This window comes from Microbacterium oleivorans (assembly GCF_001691565.1).
GTDB classification, from domain to species: Bacteria; Actinomycetota; Actinomycetes; order Actinomycetales; family Microbacteriaceae; genus Microbacterium; species Microbacterium oleivorans_B.
Genome location: NZ_MAYO01000003.1, coordinates 1,093,314 through 1,110,053, shown reverse-complemented (window position 1 = coordinate 1,110,053; position 16,740 = coordinate 1,093,314). Strand labels below are relative to the sequence as shown.

10 protein-coding genes are annotated in these 16,740 nt (G+C 69.5%); 3 read left to right on the top strand and 7 right to left on the bottom strand.

The window, feature by feature from the left end; translation table 11 throughout:
- Positions 1–109: 109 nt before the first annotated feature.
- Together BBA86_RS08085 and BBA86_RS08080 are read right to left on the bottom strand one after the other, a co-directional pair.
- Positions 110–1,414, bottom strand: coding sequence for a cellulase-like family protein (locus BBA86_RS08085; protein WP_065571094.1), 1,305 nt, complete (start codon positions 1,412–1,414; stop codon positions 110–112).
- A complete protein-coding gene (locus BBA86_RS08080) occupies positions 1,411–4,662 on the bottom strand; it encodes a DUF5107 domain-containing protein (protein WP_223247052.1) in 3,252 nt (1,083 codons plus the stop codon). Before BBA86_RS08080 ends, BBA86_RS08085 begins: the two co-directional genes overlap by 4 nt.
- Before the next feature lie 109 nt (positions 4,663–4,771).
- Here BBA86_RS08080 and BBA86_RS08075 point away from each other — a divergent pair, with 109 nt between their 5' ends.
- Positions 4,772–5,635, top strand: coding sequence for an AraC family transcriptional regulator (locus BBA86_RS08075; RefSeq protein ID WP_065572225.1), 864 nt, complete (start codon positions 4,772–4,774; stop codon positions 5,633–5,635).
- Between the two features lie 28 nt (positions 5,636–5,663).
- On the opposite strand, the gene BBA86_RS08070 is transcribed toward BBA86_RS08075, so the two are convergent.
- The 3 genes from BBA86_RS08070 to BBA86_RS08060 form a co-directional block, all read right to left on the bottom strand.
- Positions 5,664–6,707 carry an ABC transporter permease gene (locus BBA86_RS08070; RefSeq protein WP_083199504.1) on the bottom strand — a complete coding sequence of 348 codons (1,044 nt, stop codon included), beginning with the start codon at positions 6,705–6,707 and terminating at the stop codon, positions 5,664–5,666.
- A gap of 164 nt (positions 6,708–6,871) precedes the next feature.
- On the bottom strand, positions 6,872–7,510 hold the full coding sequence (locus BBA86_RS08065; protein ID WP_065571092.1) for an ABC transporter ATP-binding protein: 639 nt from the start codon (positions 7,508–7,510) through the stop codon (positions 6,872–6,874).
- An 8-nt stretch (positions 7,511–7,518) separates the two neighbouring features.
- Positions 7,519–8,994 (bottom strand): hypothetical protein, encoded by a 1,476-nt coding sequence (locus BBA86_RS08060; protein WP_141677855.1) that lies wholly within the window; start codon positions 8,992–8,994, stop codon positions 7,519–7,521.
- 1,056 nt (positions 8,995–10,050) lie between these two features.
- On the opposite strand from BBA86_RS08060, the gene BBA86_RS08050 reads away from it, so the two are divergent.
- Positions 10,051–12,207 carry a beta-galactosidase gene (locus BBA86_RS08050; RefSeq protein ID WP_065571089.1) on the top strand — a complete coding sequence of 719 codons (2,157 nt, stop codon included), beginning with the start codon at positions 10,051–10,053 and terminating at the stop codon, positions 12,205–12,207.
- Between the two features lie 276 nt (positions 12,208–12,483).
- Here BBA86_RS08050 and BBA86_RS08045 read toward each other — a convergent pair whose 3' ends face one another.
- Together BBA86_RS08045 and BBA86_RS08040 are read right to left on the bottom strand one after the other, a co-directional pair.
- Positions 12,484–13,449: a serine hydrolase domain-containing protein gene (locus tag BBA86_RS08045; protein ID WP_065571088.1), complete on the bottom strand. Its 966-nt coding sequence runs from the start codon at positions 13,447–13,449 to the stop codon at positions 12,484–12,486.
- The gene (locus BBA86_RS08040) at positions 13,449–15,200 is read right to left on the bottom strand and encodes a glycoside hydrolase family 35 protein (RefSeq protein WP_065571087.1); all 1,752 of its coding nucleotides are present in this window, start codon (positions 15,198–15,200) and stop codon (positions 13,449–13,451) included. The genes BBA86_RS08045 and BBA86_RS08040 overlap by 1 nt, the downstream gene beginning before the upstream one ends.
- 430 nt (positions 15,201–15,630) lie before the next feature.
- Between BBA86_RS08040 and BBA86_RS08035 the strand changes: the two genes are divergently transcribed.
- Positions 15,631–16,671, top strand: a complete 1,041-nt coding sequence (locus BBA86_RS08035) for a hypothetical protein (protein ID WP_065571086.1) — start codon at positions 15,631–15,633, stop codon at positions 16,669–16,671.
- The last annotated feature ends 69 nt before the right edge of the window (positions 16,672–16,740 follow it).

Below are 16,740 nucleotides of genomic sequence, written 5' to 3'. Positions count from 1 at the left end.
GCGGCCTCCCACCGTCCGGATCATGTCCTCTCACTGAACGCACACGACGTGCGCGCGCATATCGTGCCGCTTCGGCGAGAGGACATGATGTCGACGGGGTGGAAAGGGCTTAGCTTCCGCGGACGACGGCGTTGACCTTGCGCTGCCAGTCGCGCAGCTGCCACATGGGGTGGTGCGGCGCTGCGTTCGAGCAGGGGAGGACGCCCCACACGCCGTGGTCGAGGGCGGTGCGGATGCCGTGTTCGGCGAGGCCGCGACCGACCTCGCCCTCCTCGAACGTGCCGTGCAGGGGCGTGTAGCCGACCCATCCCTCGCCGACGAGCGCTGGGACGCCCTGCCAGCGCGCCCACTCCGCGATCGCGATCACGCGGGACTCGATCTCGCGGCGCATCACTTCGGCGTACCGCGGATACTCCCTGCCCAGCCACGCATCCCAGGCGTCGACGTCGACCCAGTCGTAGCCGTAGATCATCTGGTCGGTCACGACGGTCGCCCGCAGCTTCCACTCGGCCGGCCGGCCGTACTCGGCGGTCGTCGGCGCGTCCGGCAGGAGCAGCGCGCGCAGTTCCGCATTCGGGAACCCCTCGCTTCCCTCCGACCGGATGTCGATCCGCTGCTGGAGCGCGTCGAGCACCCCGTAGCTGTACACGTGGAACTGCGCGGCGCCGAGCCCATCCGGCACCCGGTGCATCGCGAGGTGCGGAGGCTTGCCGTAGCTGGCGGTGATCAGAAGGTCTGGATGCCGCGATCGCAGGCGCGCGACCTTGTCGGCACCGCCGTCCTTCAGTGCCGGCAGGATCGAGAAGTCGACCTCGTTGTGCAGCTCGACGAGCGCGACCAGGTCGCGGAATCCCTGCGCATCGATCCAGGCGAGCATCCGGTCCCAGGCGTCGGCCAGTGCCCGGTAGCGCTCCGCGAGCGGGACGGCGTCGATCGCCTCGAACCACCGCGGCGACCGCGCGAACGACGGCGACTGCTGGTACTCCCAGCTCGCGAGGATCAGCACGAGCCCGTGACGCCGAGCGGCGGCGAACAGTTCGGCCAGGTGGGTGATCAGGTCGATCCGGTAGCCGCCGGGGGTGTCGTACCAGCGGGTCCGTTGCCCGTAGTACCCGCCGCCGGGCGCGGCGCCCAGCCCCTCGACGTCGAGGTCCCGGGCGAGGTCGTCGAGCCCGAGCCCGCCGAACAGCAGCATCGGCGCCGCGCAGATGCGGATCGCGTTGTAGCCGAGCGCGGCGGCGTCGGCGCACGCGGCATCCAGGTCGGCGTAGACATCGCCGTGGCCGGCGCGGGTGTACCAGGAGAAGTCCCACAGCGTGATGGCCAGGCGCTCCGGCAGGTGCGCCGGAACCGGACCGGTGAGGCCGCTCCTGTCGGCGGCGACGGTGCCGGAACCCAGGTAGCGCTCGGTCATGCGTCCATCCTCTCGGGTGTTGTCGCGGATGCCGCATCCGCGCGACCCTGCGCAGCGAGAGCGCGCAGCGCCTCGGCGTGCGCGCGGCGACGCGCGGGGGTGTCGAGATCGAACACGAGCAGTTCCGGGAGTGAGGTCGCGAAGTAGTCCACGGCGTCGGGCGCCGCGTCGATCTCGGCGGCCCGCGCGTCGAGGGCGTCCCAGGCGGCGGCCGCCAGCTCGCGCTCGCCGAGCCGGGTGTGCGCGACTCCGATCCAGTACGTCGCGGCGTCCGCGGGTCGCGGCGCGACCGCGAGCGGCGTCGCAGCGCGGGCGGCCTGCCACGCGGCATCCGCTCCCGGCGCATCGCCGACAAGACGGCGCGCGTCGCCGAGCAGGACGAGTCGTTCCGCGAGCGGGACGGACGGATGCCGCCCCTCGCCGAGGTTCGCGGGCGCGACGACGCCCGCCTCGAGCAGACCCACCGCCGGGGCGGCGTCGCCGACGGCGAGGAGCCGTCGCGCGACCGCGCACGCGGCCCGGTCGTACGCGGCCAGGACGACACCCTCGCCGCCCTCGAACGCGCGGAAAGTGCGCGTCGTCACGATGGCCCACGCCTCGTCTATGCGCCCGGCGTCGAGAAGCAGCCCGACATGCACGACGGACAGGTCGTCGCGCGCCGGGATGACATCGCGGTGCCGCTCGATCAGGGTCAGTCGGGTCGCGGCATCCGTCCCCATCAGCTGTGCGACGAGGTCGCGCTCGAGGACGAGCCGTCCATCGACGCGGGCGTGGAGCGCCCGCTCGTAGAGGTCGGCGGCGTCGGCGGGATCCCCGCCCGCGCGCACCGTCGCGAGTGCGAGGTTCCGGAGGGTGACGGGGTCGGCGGCGCCGCCGTCGACCGCGCGCTGGAGGGCATCGCGAGCATCGGCGTCGCGCCCGGCATCGATGAGCCACGAGCCCAGCAGGCTCGCCGCCGCGATCGACCCCCGTGCTGCACCGGTGACCAACGCGTCGTACTGGTCGAGGCCGGCGGGGAACGCGCCATCGAGGTCAAGCGCATCGGTCGCCGCACGCTCGGTCGCCGCTGTGCCGGCGTCGCCGAGGGCATCCGCCCATGCTGCGCGCAGAAGGCGGCGCGTAGGTTCGACGTTGCCGAACCCGGCAGGCCCCGTCGTCGTCGTTGCCGTCACCTCGAGCGCCTCGCGCCATGCACCGACTCGGGCGAACTCCGCGCCCGCATCGAGCGCGGTGCGCGGGTCGGCCGGCGTGCCCGCTCCCGCGAGCAGCATGGTCACGGGGTCGAGCGGGTCGGCCGCGACGAGCGCGTCGAGCGTCTCGCGGGCTTCCTCCTCGCGGCCGAGCTCGCGGAGCGCGAAGACCCGCACCCGTCCCGCCTCGGGAATGGATGCCGCCGCCTCGGCGAGCCGCAGCGCGTCGCCGGGCCGCCCGGCCCGAAGCGCGATGCGCGCGCGGCCGAGCGCCGCGGGCGCCGCCCAGACCGCGTTCCAGCCGGCGCGACCCCATCTGCGGTCTGCGCCGGCGGCGTCGCCGAGCCGCTCGAGGACGAGCGCGAGCAGCGCGTGCGCCTCGCCGTCGCGCGGGTTCAGGTTGCGACGGGTCTCGCGCGCCACCGCGATCTCGAGGTGCTCCCGCGCGGCGGCGTACGCGCCGCGGTGCAGGTGCCACGCGCCGAGCGCGGTGCGGGCGCGGATGTCGCCCGGATCGCGGCGGAGCAGCTCGTCGAGGTACGGCAGCGGCGACCGGGTCGGATGCCGGTACTGGATGAGGTGCATCGCGGTCGCGTACAGCTCGTCGGCCGCGTCGATTTCGGTCGGCTGCGGCGGTGCCGTGGCGACCCACGGTTCGCCGGCATCGTCGTCGCGGCGGCGCCACGCCACGAGCTCGCGGTCGTCGGCGTGGATGGTCACCCCGTCGACCTCGCCGGCCACCTCGGTGGCCCAGGGCGCGTCCGGTCCGAGCGGCGTCGCCGCGTCGATCGTCAAGCCGTCGGTCAGCGTGATCGCGATGCGGGCGTCGAACGCGCTGGTGGCGATCGCGGAGACGCGTGAACCGGACACCGACACCGCGGCATCCGTCGTCGCCTGCCGCACCGGACCGGTCGCGTGGATCGGGTACCAGTACTGCCGGAACGTCTTCGTCTCGCCGGGGACGAGCCAGGCGAAGTCGGGCTGGTTGTCGGTGTAGACGCCCGCCATGAGCTCGACGTACGGGCCGTCGGTGTCGGTCAGCTGGTCGTCCCACGCGCGGCCAATGGGTCCGTCGCCCCAGGTCCACTGCTTCTTGCCGGGCGAGGTTGCGGGGTCGGCCCAGTGGACGAACCCGGCGTCCGCGGTGTGGTCGTACCCGCCGAAGAAGCCGTCCTCGGTGTCGGTGATCATGTACGAGGTCGGCACCGGGATGTTGCTGTAGACGTCGATGCGGTCGGCGTCAGGTCGCTCGGCGGCGAGGGCCGGGTAATCGACGCCGTAGTACGGACGGTCGGCGCGCGGGAAGGCTGTGATCGCGCGGCGGGCGTGGTCGGCGACGAACCGGACGTCGTCGGGGAAGAACGATTGGTACCGCTCGTGTGAGCGCGCGGCGACGTTCGCCCACCAGAGGAAGGTCTGCGGCACGTCGGTGCGGTTGTGCAGGCGCGCGTCGAGCTCGATGAGCGACGAGCCCGGACGGAGTCGGATGCCGTGGAGCCCACGCATCCGCTGGAGCGGATCGAGATCGCTGTGCCAGACCACGACCCCGCCGTCGCGCTCGCGCTCGATGCGCGAATCGACCGGCAGGAACGTCGCGGGGCGGTGGTGCTGCGGCCAGTTGAACTCGACACCGCCCGACATCCAGGGGCCGGCGAGCCCGACGAGCGCGGGCTTGATGACGTTGTTCCGGTAGAAGAAGTCGTAGCCGGCGACCTTGTCGTAGCCGATGTGGATGCGGCCGCCGATCTCGGGCAGGAGCATCAACCGGACGTAGGCGTTCTCGAGGTGGATCGCGCGCCACAAGCGCGGGCGCTTGGTGTGCGAGATCGTCTCGGTCATCGGCAGCGGGTACACCCTCCCGCTCGAGCCCTGATAGACGCGCCGTTCGAGGAACGCCGGGTACGGGTCGGGAGTGCCGGGCTCGTACGTGTCGATCTCGACGTCGTCCGCCCAGCAGGCCACACCGCCGGCGTCGAGGATCGCCTGCTGGTCGGCCGGCGCGGCAGGCAGGTCGATCCGGCTGGTGGCGCGGCGGGGCAGGGTGTCGTCGTCGGTCACGAGGCGAATCTACGGTCGGCGGGGTCGGCGCTCCATGCCCGATCGCCGCGTGGGCATGGACGATCCGATGGTCAGCGACGCGGTGGCCGCTGGGTGGCAGGATGGGGTCGTGGAACGGGCGGAAGGCTTCGAGCGGCAGAGGTTGAGCGTCGTCCCGCGACCGCTCGTCGAGGCGGCATTGCTCAGGCCGGTCACGCGTCGGATCGTCGTGACGGATGCAGGCTACTTCCCACGCGCCGCCGACCATGGGCGCCACCGCCCGAACGGCGCGGCCGAGACAATCGTGATCGTCTGCGTCGACGGCAGCGGGTGGGTCGAGGCGGGTGGACAGCGCACGCGCGTCGGCTCGTCGACCGCGATCGTGCTGCCCGGCGGCATCCCGCATTCATACGGTGCGTCCGCCGACGATCCCTGGACGATCTGGTGGTGCCATGTGCGCGGTTCCGACGTCGCGGAGCTGCTCGACGCAGCCGACATCTCACCGGCGCGCGTGACGCTGTCGCTGCGCGGAGCCGACCGGGCGACGGCGATGCTCGACGAGATCTCGACGTCGCTCGAGCGCGACACGACGCCCGCGCGTCTGGTTGCGACGTCCGGCATGGCGTGGCGGCTGCTCACGCAGCTCGCGGTCGACCGACTGCTCCCCGAGCACGGCACCCCACTCGAGCGCGCGCTCCGCTATCTCGAGGACCGCGTCGACGGGAGCGTCCACGTCCCTGAGCTCGCCGCGATGGTCGGGGTGTCGCCGTCGCACCTGGCCTCCCTCTTCCGCGAGGCGACCGGGGGCGGCGTCGTCGCGCACCACCTCGCGCTGAAGATGGCGCGCGCACGGCGCCTGCTCGACACCACCGACCTCCCCGTCGCCGAGATCGGCCGCCGCGTCGGCATGGACGACCCGTTCTACTTCTCCCGCCGGTTCCGCATCACTCACGGGGTGGCTCCGACGGCCTACCGGGAGCACCGCAAGGGGTGAGCGGATGCCGCGGGCGCGGCACTTGCTGCTATCGCGGCAGGTCGCGCAAAACCTCGTCGGGCTCGAAGGAGGAGGCGCGCGCCGCAGGGACCAGCGCCCCTAACGTAAAACATATGATCGCGCCGAAAGCGAGCCACCCAAGCGTTCCCGCGAACGAAGCGTCAAGCGGGAGCGTCACAGATACCCCGAACAAGGTCACGCCCCCGGCAAGGTGAAGCGTGGCGCCCCCGAATGCGGCCAGCAATGCTCCGATGATTCCTACGGCGGCGCCCTGGGCGCCCAGTTGGAGGATGAAAGTACCAACGACTTCGCGCCGTCGCCAGCCGAGCGCTCGAAGCACGCCGATTTCCCCTCTACGTGCTGCGAGTGCGGTCGCCGACGTCGTCCACCCGAGTATCACGAGGAGGAGGACCACGACCGCCGTGAGGATAGGTCGAAGCCCCAGCAAGAAGCTTTGCGCGGACGTGACTCCCGTGAGCATGGAAGCGAGGCTTGAGGGAGCATACCCATCGTTCTGAAGCTCTCCGACGAACTCGGGGACGTTGGCAACGTCGCGCAACACGACGTAGGCCTTTGGGTAGGTGAAATTCGCGTCGACCCAATCGAGAGTGTGTCCACCGGCATCGGCTACGGAGCCCATCACCATTCTGTCGATTGCGTAGCCCGCGCTTGGGCCGTCAACGCCTGCGACACGGTCGTCGTAGATGCCGACGACTTCCGCGGTCGAGTCGACTCCGGATCCCACACCACCAGCGTCGCGCCGAATGTGTTGAGTCTCGACAGTTGTGCCGACTGCGACGCCAAGTTCGGTCGATGCCCCCTGCGAGATGACGACCTCGCCAGGGCCCGCAGGTTCCCGCCCGTCTATCAGGGGTGGCTGTACCGCGGAGATTCGAGGCGTCAATGATACTGAGACTGACCCGTTCGCAGACGTGATGACGAAGTCCACCTGCACCCAGCCCTGTACCGATTCCACCCCGTCTTTGTTTGCGAGGGCATCGAGGTTCTCACGGGTCAGCGGTCTCGGGTCGGCTTCCATGCCGAACGCACCCACTTCGACGGTCCGAAGCACGGCTGCTCCAAGTCCGTCGGATCGTTCCGCGGTGGCTGTCGCGGAGTGCGCGATGGCCGGTAGCGCGACGCCAAACAGTCCCACGCTGAGGGCGCCAATGGTGAGAGCGGTTGCCGCGCGGCGCACGGCTGCGGGAATGAGCCACCCCGCGAGGCGAATCGGCCTCACCTTGCACCTGCCATGAGATTGACTATCGCGTCGGCGATACTTCCGACACGAGCATCATGCGATGCGATCAATACGCATCGCCCCTCGTCGGCCAATCGCCGGAACAATCCCAGCACCGTCTGCGCGTTCTCGTCGTCGAGTGAGGACGTCGGCTCATCCGCGAGCACGGCGGCGGGTGCATGCTGTACGGCTCTCGCTATCGCGACCCGTTGCTGCTCCCCGCCAGAGAGCGTCTTGGCCAGGCTCCGGGCGCGATGGGAGATTCCGACTAACGCAAGGGACGACGCGATCCTGTCGTGCTGCGTGCGCGTGTGGGCGAGCGACACGTTCTGTTCCACCGTCAAATCTCCAAACAGCCTCGGCTGCTGGGGGACGAAGCCGAGCAGCCGCTGGCGAGCGTCCGTTCTTCGTGCGTCCGGTGCATCTGTGAGGTCCTCACCATCGAGCAACACGGTGCCCGAATCGGGCCGCGTGAGCAGGCCGGCGATGCCGAGCAGCGTCGATTTGCCCGAACCGGACGCGCCAGCCAGCCAAACGACAGCACCGTTCGGAGCCAGCACGGATGTTTCCGCAAGAGCTCGCACATACGTGCCGCCCGTATTGTAGGACTTACTAACTGTGCGAAGTTCGAGCATTGATTTCCCTATAGACCAAAACCGGAGTTGACTGCTTTTCGCGTCACCTGGAGTTCACAGGGAGAGGATGGGTCTGGGGTCACTCGGTACATTTCCGTAGACACGTCGCACCCCTTCAACGCGGAGAGTCGGGCCCGCAACTGTTTCACATCCGATCCCGTGAGTGCGTCGGGCTGGTTAGCAATGACGCTAAGGCGGTGAAGAAAGAGGGGGCTATCGTCCTGAAGCGCGATGGTCGACGCCACAAGATCGTCTAAATGATCGGCATAGGCCGTGAGTACCTCATCGGAGTTTGCGAACACTCCATCCTGCGCGGTGATCAACATTGCATCAATAGTCTGTTCGTCTTCCTCTACGAGCGGCCACGGCTCAACAATTACATCTCCTGGCTGCGCCTCCAGCCATGCGAGAGCATCGAGGACATCGAGTACTTCTCGCGCGTTGTCCCGGCCGAGGTGGGTGCCCGCGTAGGTCTCACTCGTTTCCGACACCTGGCGTTGCAGCTCCGAGTCGAGAGGCTCGATGGCAGCAACTATCGCGAGCGCGCGAGCTCTGTCTACCGGGGAAAGACTGGTGCCATCCGTTAGGAGCTTCTTGAGGTAGTCCGCCGTGGGCTGGTCGGCTACCAGGTCTCGAAACTCATCCCCAAGGGTTGCCAGCGCCTCGTATGTGCCGTAGATGGTCCCCTGTTCATGTACAACCAGTCGGTAAAGCCCCGTGCCCGGGTCGATGCGAGGGGCCGCTCGCTGCAAGTACGCTTCGAAAGAGTCTTGGTCGGCGCCCGCCGAATCGAGGATGCTGGACAAGCTCGCGGCGAGGAGATCCTCTCCTTCGCGGAGTTGGCGCAGGGCCGCGTCAGCGTCGAAAGCCGCGGCACTTGCGTCCCACCCATCAACGACCTCGCCGCGCGCATCGAGAATTCCGGCGGCCTCGACCTCGAGGATTCCTTCAATCGTCGAGAAATCCATTGAGGTGGTGAGCTGTCCGTGCCATTCACAGGAACCGCCGAGAAGCTCACAACTCGACAGCGTTCGTGAAGCAGCCAGCACCCCGCCGCGTCCCAGCTCGGCGAGCGCCCTCGCGCGTTCCAGAATGGGGGGTCGAGCGATCGATGTGTCCACTTTGGCGGCGAGGGCCAACAGCCAAACATGAGTTGCTTCATCGATGGGATCGCTGGCGACAGCCAACTCGAATGGAGCAGGTTCGAGCTCGAGGCGTTGGCCGCTCGCGAGCTCAAGGCGAGCGAGCGAACTGGTGACCCATTCGTCGGGAGTACGAGTCGTTTCCCGATATGCAGTGATGTCTTCTTCAGCGAGGGCAGCGATGCTAACCCCATCGAGGCCGTCCTCCAGGCGAGCGCGTCCCTCCATTAGGAGCGCAGATCCATAGAGATCAACCGGCTCAGTCAGATTTCGCGTCGGGTTGTATACGAGCCCGACATCGTCGAGCAGGGCGTCGTAGTCATCGGCCAAGGTCTGCTGCACGCGAGCGAGAGATGCATCCACGGTTACCACCGGTTCCGCTGAGCAACCCGTGAACAGGGTGATGACGATGAGGGGGAGGGCCCAGGCGGACTGGACCCTCCCGGGTCGGTGATGGCTCACTTAGACGTGCGCGGAGATGGGGTAGAGGACGCCACCCACCTTGGTCTCAGCCGTCGAAAAGACCCCAAGGTAGATCGTGGACCACGACATACACACGATCCCCGAGATTCCAGCTGTCTTCGCCGACTTGTTCGTCACGGTTGCTGACGGAGAAGCTCCGTTGTTTCCAGAGACTGAAACACTGCCGACGCCCTTGATGCTCGCGCTTGCGCCGATCCCGATCGGATCCCAGTCGACGTGGTTGCTGATGTAAGACAGTGTCTTCGTCGACGACGCACGAGTCGTGAATGAACCGCAATTGTTTGCGTCCGACCAGTCTTGGATGTACACGTACGCGGTGAGTTTCCCGCCTGGGTAGCTCTTCGTGCTCGAGTCGGAGTTCGCCGACGCTGGTGCGCCAAGAGCCACCACCGAGCCGACTACCAGCGCCGCGACAGCCAATGCAGACGCCTTGATTCGTGCCTTGTTCACAATTTCCCCCCGCTTGGTTTCGACGAGGGATACCTCGTCTGATCCTGACCGTAAAGGCCCGAATAGGCCGATTGCAATCGAAAACCGCGAATGTCCCCCGAAGAGGGGACACGCCGGCGGCGTGGCGGATCAGCGTCGGGAATAGGCGGGCGGATCTGGTTCAGAGTTTGGTAGCGGCTCGTGCACGTTCGATTCGCGCAGTCTTCGCCGAAGCCCTATGCCGCCTCAGGGATGCCTCGTTCATCGATGGGATCGCGGGCGACGCGGGAAGGATCTCAATAGGCCTGGGGCTCGAGTCAGCGGAACTCGCTCCGACGACCGCTCGTCAGGCTCGCCCCGTGCGCCGATCACCCGGCATGGCGGATGCCGCGGCATGCCTGGACGATTCGCTGGTCGTCGCTGGAGCGGCATCCGCGGTTCGTAGGCTCGAGGGACGCGATCGCGACTGAGCCGATGGGGGTTTCGATGTCACGGGAAGTTTTGAAGCAACGCACCCACTGGATCGATGTCCCGGTGCCGAGCCCGGCGCCCGCCGCCGACGTCCGTCCGAGCGCGGGCGATGCGTCGGGGGTGACGGTCACGACGAGGGCGATTCGGCAAGCGGATGCCGCGGTCTTCCCGGTCTCGGGTGAGATGCACTACAGCCGCGTGCCGAGGGCGCGGTGGGCCGAGGTGCTGCGCGCGGCGCGCGCCGGCGGGCTCACCCATGTCGCCACGTATGTGCTGTGGAACCACCACGAGCCGCAGCGCGGCGAGGTCGACTTCACCGGCGACCTCGACCTGCGGGCATTCGCCGTCGAAGCGCAGCGCGCAGGGCTCGGACTGATCCTGCGCATCGGTCCCTACGCCCACGCCGAGGCGCGGCACGGCGGCCTGCCCGACTGGCTCGCCGACTCCGGGATGCCGCTGCGCACGAACGACCCCGACTACCTCGCGGTCGTCGACGCCTGGTACGCCCGGCTCGCGGTCGAGGTCGCCGGCATCCCGCTGCTGTCGGTGCAGGTCGACAACGAGCTGTACGACGGTGCAGCGCACCTCGAGCGGCTCCGCGAGATGGCCGAGGCGCACGGGATCGGCGCGCCGATCTGGACCGCCACCGCGTGGGGCGGCGCGCAGGTGCCCGCCGGCGCGTTGCCGGTGTACGGCGGCTATCCGGAGTCGTTCTGGGCCGACGCCGACGCCGGACCCGACCTGCGGAGCTTCTCGAACTTCTACCCCTCACCTCGGCGCGACGACGACTCGATCGGCGCCGATCACCGCGGGGGCGGAGTCGTCTCCGCCCGCGACGCGGTCGAGCCGTACCCGTTCGCGACCTGCGAGCTCGGCGGCGGGATGGCTTCGGCGTACCACCGGCGGCTCGACGTCCCGGCATCCGATGTCTCGGCACTCGCCCTCGCGAAGCTCGCCTCGGGGAGCGTCTGGCAGGGGTACTACATGTACGCCGACGGCCGGAACCCGCGGCGCCACCTGCAGGAGTCGCACGAGACCGGCGCGCCGAACGACTTCGTCGAGCTCGCCTACGACTTCGGCGCGCCCGTGCAGGTCGACGGCATGGTGCGCCCGAGCTGGTTCGCGCTGCGGCGCCAGCATCTGCTGCTGAAGCGCTGGGGTGCCGCGCTCGCCGAAATGCCGGCGTCGTTCCCCGTGGACGCGGTCGACTCGCCGGACGTGACGGGCCTGCGCTGGTCGGTTCGCTCCGACGGGCGCAGCGGTTTCGTGTTCGTCGTGAACCGCCAGCCTGGTGTCGAGCTCCCACCCCACGAGGGCGTGGCGTTCGAGATCGGCGGGATCGCGACCTTCCCCGCCGTCGACATCCCCTCAGGCGCGGCCTTCGCGTGGCCGTTCGGACTGGCTGTCGGCGATGCGACCCTCACCTGGATGACGGCGCAGCCGGTCACCGAGCTCGTCTGGCGAGAGGTGCCGCTCCTCGTCGCGACCGAGACCCCCGGCATCCGCGGCGCGCTCGATGCCGATGCCGACATCGTCGAGGTCGAGCCCGGCGGTCGTGGTCGGCTCGTCGAACTCTCCCGCGGGGGCATGGTCGTCGCGCGGGTCTTGCTGCTCGCCGAGGTCGACGCCGACGCCGTCGCGATCGTCGACGACGAGCTCGTGTGGGCGCCCGGTGGTGTGGTCTCGGCTGACGGTCGGGTCACGTTCGCCGGGCCGTCGAAGATCGAGATGCTGACGGATGCCGGGTGGCGGGCGGTCGCGCCCGCGGCATCCGTCGACGACGAAGCCGTGACCTGCACGATCGAACGCGAGGCGGGGTCGGTGCCGTCGGCCGTGGTCGGCGCGTCGGGACGGGCGTCGGTGCCGCTGGACTGGTCGGATGCCGCGGTCGTGCAGGTCTCTGTCGCGCCGGACGACGACCGGACACTCGCCCTCGACTGGCACGGCGACGTCGCGCGGATGTGGGACGGCGATCGGCTCGTGGCGGATGCGCTGTGGACCGGCCGGCCGTGGCGGATCCCCGCCGAGGCGCGCGCCGGGGCGACGTCGCTGCGCGTCGAGATTCTGCCCGGTCCCCCGGCCGCGGCGGTGCACTTCCCTGCAGATGCGCCCGTCGGCGCGGCGATCGAGCGCGCGCAGCTCGAGGGGCGCGCCGCGGCTACCGGTCGTTGAGCTGCCACGTCGGGTCGGGCGTTTCGTCTCGGTCGCTGCGCTCCCTCGCTCAACGACCGCAGGCTTACCACCGGTCGTTGAGCGAGCGCAGCGAGACGAAACGCCTGCTGATGGTGGGCGCTTCGTCTCCGGCGCTGACGCGCCTCCGCGGGGCGACCGCAGGCTTACCTCCGGTCGTTGAGCGTGCGCAGCGAGTCGAAACGCCTGCCGCGAGTCGGGCGTTTCGTCTCCGGCGCTGACGCGCCTCCGCGGGGCGACCGCGCGGGTGCGGCCGGCTCAGCGGGCGGCGATGACGGCGTTGTCGAGCGCGTCGAGGTCGAAGCCGTCGCGTTGCACGCGGGTGGTGAGCAGCGCCCATGCGACGCCCGCGGACGGGTGCACCCAGAACTCCGTGCCTGCCCAACCGCCGTGCCCGAACACGTCGCGGTCGATGAGTCCCGGCGCACGGGTGCGCAGGTTCCAGGTGAATCCCCAGTCCTGACCGCGCGAGGCGACGTAGGGCTCGAGGCGGGGGATGTCGCCGGTGATCGGCCGACGCATCATCGCGAGCGTCGCCGGCTGCAGGATGCCGCCGGTCTCGCCCCCGCCGATGCGTAGCAGCGCGCTTCCCAGCCGCAGCAGGTCGTCGGCGCGGCCGGCGAGCCCTGCGCCCGGGTTCTTCGCGGCGCGGAAGCGCTCCATGTCGACGCCCGCCTCGGCGGCGTCGACGATGTTCGCTGCATCGGCGTGGTCGAGGCTGAGTCCGGTCGCACCGAGCTCCCCACTCCACTCCGCGACGGCGGCATCCCAGGTGAGGCCGGTGGTGTGCTCGAGCAGCGCGGCGATGCCTTCGAAGGCGAGGGTGGAGTAGCGCGAGGCCGCTCCCGGGGCGAAGTCCCGCCCGCGTGTGGTGAGCTCTGTGCGCAGCGGGATGGCGGAATCGAGCGGCGGGTCGGCGATCCCGACGGTGTGCGAGACGAGGTGGCGCAGGCGCACGACGTCTTCGCGGTCACCGTCGAATCCCGGGATCGCCGCCGACAGCGGCGTCTCCGCCGTGAGCAGCCCTCGCTCGACGGCGCGCGCCGCCGCGATCCCGACGAGCGGCTTCGTGATCGAGAACAGCGGATACCGGTCGGCCGTGTCGGCGCCGAAGGCGTCGAGGGCGATCGTGCCCTCGGCGGTCGCAACGCCCAGCACCGCGGAGGGCAGTCGGCCCTCCGTGACGTGGCGTGCGACCAGATCGAATGCAGCGGCGTAGGCCATCACTCCACCTCGTGTCCCAGGTCGGGGCGCGCGAGGAAGCGCGCCGTCGGTTCGGCTGTCTCTTCGAGTTCGACGATGACCAGCTGGTTCGCCCCGGCGCGCGTCACCGGGCCGGGGACGTAGAGCGTGCGCTGCGGGCCGCGTCGCCAGTACCGTCCGAGGAAGAAGCCGTTGACCCACGCGTAGCCCTTGCCCCACCCGCGGCTGTCGAGGAACAGATCGGCGGATGCCGCCAACTCGAAGGCGCCGCGGAGCCCGACCGGGCCCACGGCGGGGCCGTCCAGCGGGGTCGCGTCCGCGGCGGTGACGGCGACCGCCAGGGCGGGGACGTCGATCGTCCGCACCCGCCACGGACCGGTGACGGGTGCCCCGTCGAGCTGCACGTCGCCGATGAGGCCCTTCGGTTCGCCGATCTTCGTGTCGTAGTTGACGCGGCCGGTCTCCTCGACGAGCAGGCTGAGCTCGCTGCCGGCGGGGACGATGAGGGTGTCGTCGCCGAGCGTCCGCTGCAGCCGGCCGACGAGGGTTCCGTCCCGCCGCACCCAGGCGTGATCGCGCACCTCGGCGCGCAGGACGGCGGGGCGGTCGAGCGGCGCGTCGACGCGGTACTCGACGAGGACGACGTCGGCACCGAGCTCGTCCATCGTCGGCGGCGCCGCGAACTCCCCACGGCTCGTGGCGACGAGGTCGAGGGGCGACGCCACGGCCTCGAGCCGCACTGTCGGGGTCGGTGCGTCGACCGGCTCGGGCAGGGGCTCGTCGGGCACAGGGGCGTGCTTCGCGATGACGTCACGGAAGGCTCGGAACTTCTCGGTGATGTCGCCCGACTCCGAGATGGGTGAGTCGTAGTCGTAGCTCGTGACCATGGGCAGGTACCGGCCGGAGTCGTTGGCGCCCGCGGTCAGCCCGAAGTTCGTTCCGCCGTGGACCATGTAGATGTTCACCGACGCGCCGGCCGCCAGCAGGCGGTCGAGGTCGGCGGCGGAGTCGGCGAAGGTCGTGGTGTGGTGCTTCTCGCCCCAGTGGTCGAACCAGCCGCACCAGAACTCCATGCACATCAGCGGCCCGGTCGGTTGGTGCTCGCGCAGCACGGCGAGCCGTTCGTCGATGCGTCCGCCGAAGGAGCCGGTCTTGTGGAGCCCTTCGTGCGCACCGCCCTCGAGCATGTGGGGGATGGGCTGGTCGACCTGCGTCAGCGGGACGGTGATGCCGCCGGCGCGGGTGACGCGGATCAGCTCTGCGAGGTAGTCCTTGTCCGACCCGTAGGCGCCGTACTCGTTCTCGATCTGCACGAGGATGACCGAGCCGCCGGTGTCGATCTGTCGGGGCGCGACGATCGCGTTGACCTTCTCGAGGTACGAGGTCACCGCGGCGAGGTAGCGCGGGTCGGAGCTGCGCAGCCGCAGGTCGCGGTCGGAGGTCAGCCAGGTCGGCAGGCCGCCGCCGTGCCATTCGGCGCACACGTACGGGCCGGGTCGGACGATCGCGTGCATCCCCTCTTCCGCGACGATGTCGAGGAAGCGGCCGAGGTCGAGCGCGCCGGTGGCATCCCATCGTCCCTGGACGGGCTCGTGCGCGTTCCACATGACGTAGGTCTCGATCGCGTTCAGCCCCATGAGCCGCGCTTTGCGGATCCGGTCGCGCCAGAGGTCGGGGTGTACGCGCGGGTAGTGCAGGGCGCCGGAGATGATCCGGTGCGGCTGACCGTCGAGGAGGAAGTCGGTCTCGCCGATGGCGAACCTGGAAGTCACCCGCCCCCCCTAGCGAGATCCTGCGCCACCGGGAAGCGCTTTCCGAACCGTGCGGCATCCGCTCGCACCCCCTCCGGATCATGTCCTCTCGCCGAACGCACACGCTCCGCCCGCGCAGAATGTGTGACCTCGGCGAGAGAACATGATGTCGACGCGGGGGAAGCTGCCGAGATTCCGTCGCGGAGGGTGGGATGCCGCGGCGCGAAGCGACCGTCCGTGACGGAATGTCGCGGCGCGGGAGCCCTGCCATGCCCCGTTCCGGCCCCGTCAGACCGACGGCGCCTCTGATCCGGCACGGCCGGCATTCTTCGCCGAATCCCCGTGGCGTCCCGAGACCACTCCTCTGCGCACCCTGACCACAGGGCCGGCTCGTGCGCAAGGGCCAGGGTTCAGGCGGGCATGACGGATCGTCCCTCGATAGCGTGGCCGCATGGACTTCTCGGCCCTCACGGACCCGGTGGATCGAGCTGCGGTGAAGGCCTACAACAAGAGGCACATCCCGCGATGGTCCGTTGGGCGAGGGGCGCCGCTGCTGACGGTCGCGTTGATCATGATGACGCTCTCAGCGGTGTGGTTCGTGTTCTTCGTTCCGGTGCTCATCCTCGCTCACCTGGACCTCTGGACCTGGCCTGAGCTGTGGGAGATCATGATCACGGCCCTGGCGGCCGTGGCCATCCCGGTGACGTGGCGATACGTGAATTCCGCCTGGGATCCGCGAGTGGAATCCCCCTACCGTGTCCACGAGTTCACCAAGGCGAACGGACTCATCTACGTAGGCCGCGAGTACGAGCCGCAATATCCCGGCATCCTTTTCACGAAGTGGCGCTCGAAGGCGGCCGATCCGACGATCCACCTTCCTGGCGGCCGCTTCGTGGAGATCGCGAATTACTCGGGACGTGGATACGTCGCCATCAGACTCGACGCTCCGTTGCCGCACATCGTGCTCGACGGCCTCGCCGAGCGCGGTGTGGTCGGCGGCCGCGAATCGATGTTCGTCCCCGACCCCGACCAGCGATTGCGTCTGGAGGGCGAGTTCGATCAGCACTTCGGCCTGTACTGTCCGGCAGGCTACGAGAGGGACGCGCTGTACCTGTTCGCGCCCGACATCATGGCTCGCTTCATCGACACCGCGGCGCGACTGGATGCCGAGATCATCGACGACTGGCTGTTCCTGTACGCGAAAGGGCCGCTCGTCACCGTCGACCCCGACACGTGGACGTGGCTGCTGGCCACTGTCCGCGCGCTCAGCAAGAAGGTCGATCAGTGGGCTCGGTGGCGCGACGACAACCTCGCGGGGACGGATTCCGCGGGGGAGCAGATCCCCGAGGTCCTCACCCCGCCGCCCGGCGTGGGCGATGACGGTCGGCGCCTGCGGGAGGTGACCTCGCGGCGAACAGCCGTCATCCTGGCGTTTGGCGTCTGCTACCTGGTCGTGGTGCCCGTCCTGATCCTCGTCTTCGCCTTCCGATAGCGAAGGCGGGGTGGCTGTCGCCGGGCCTGCCATGCGGCATCCGGATCATGTCCTCTCGCCGAAGGCACA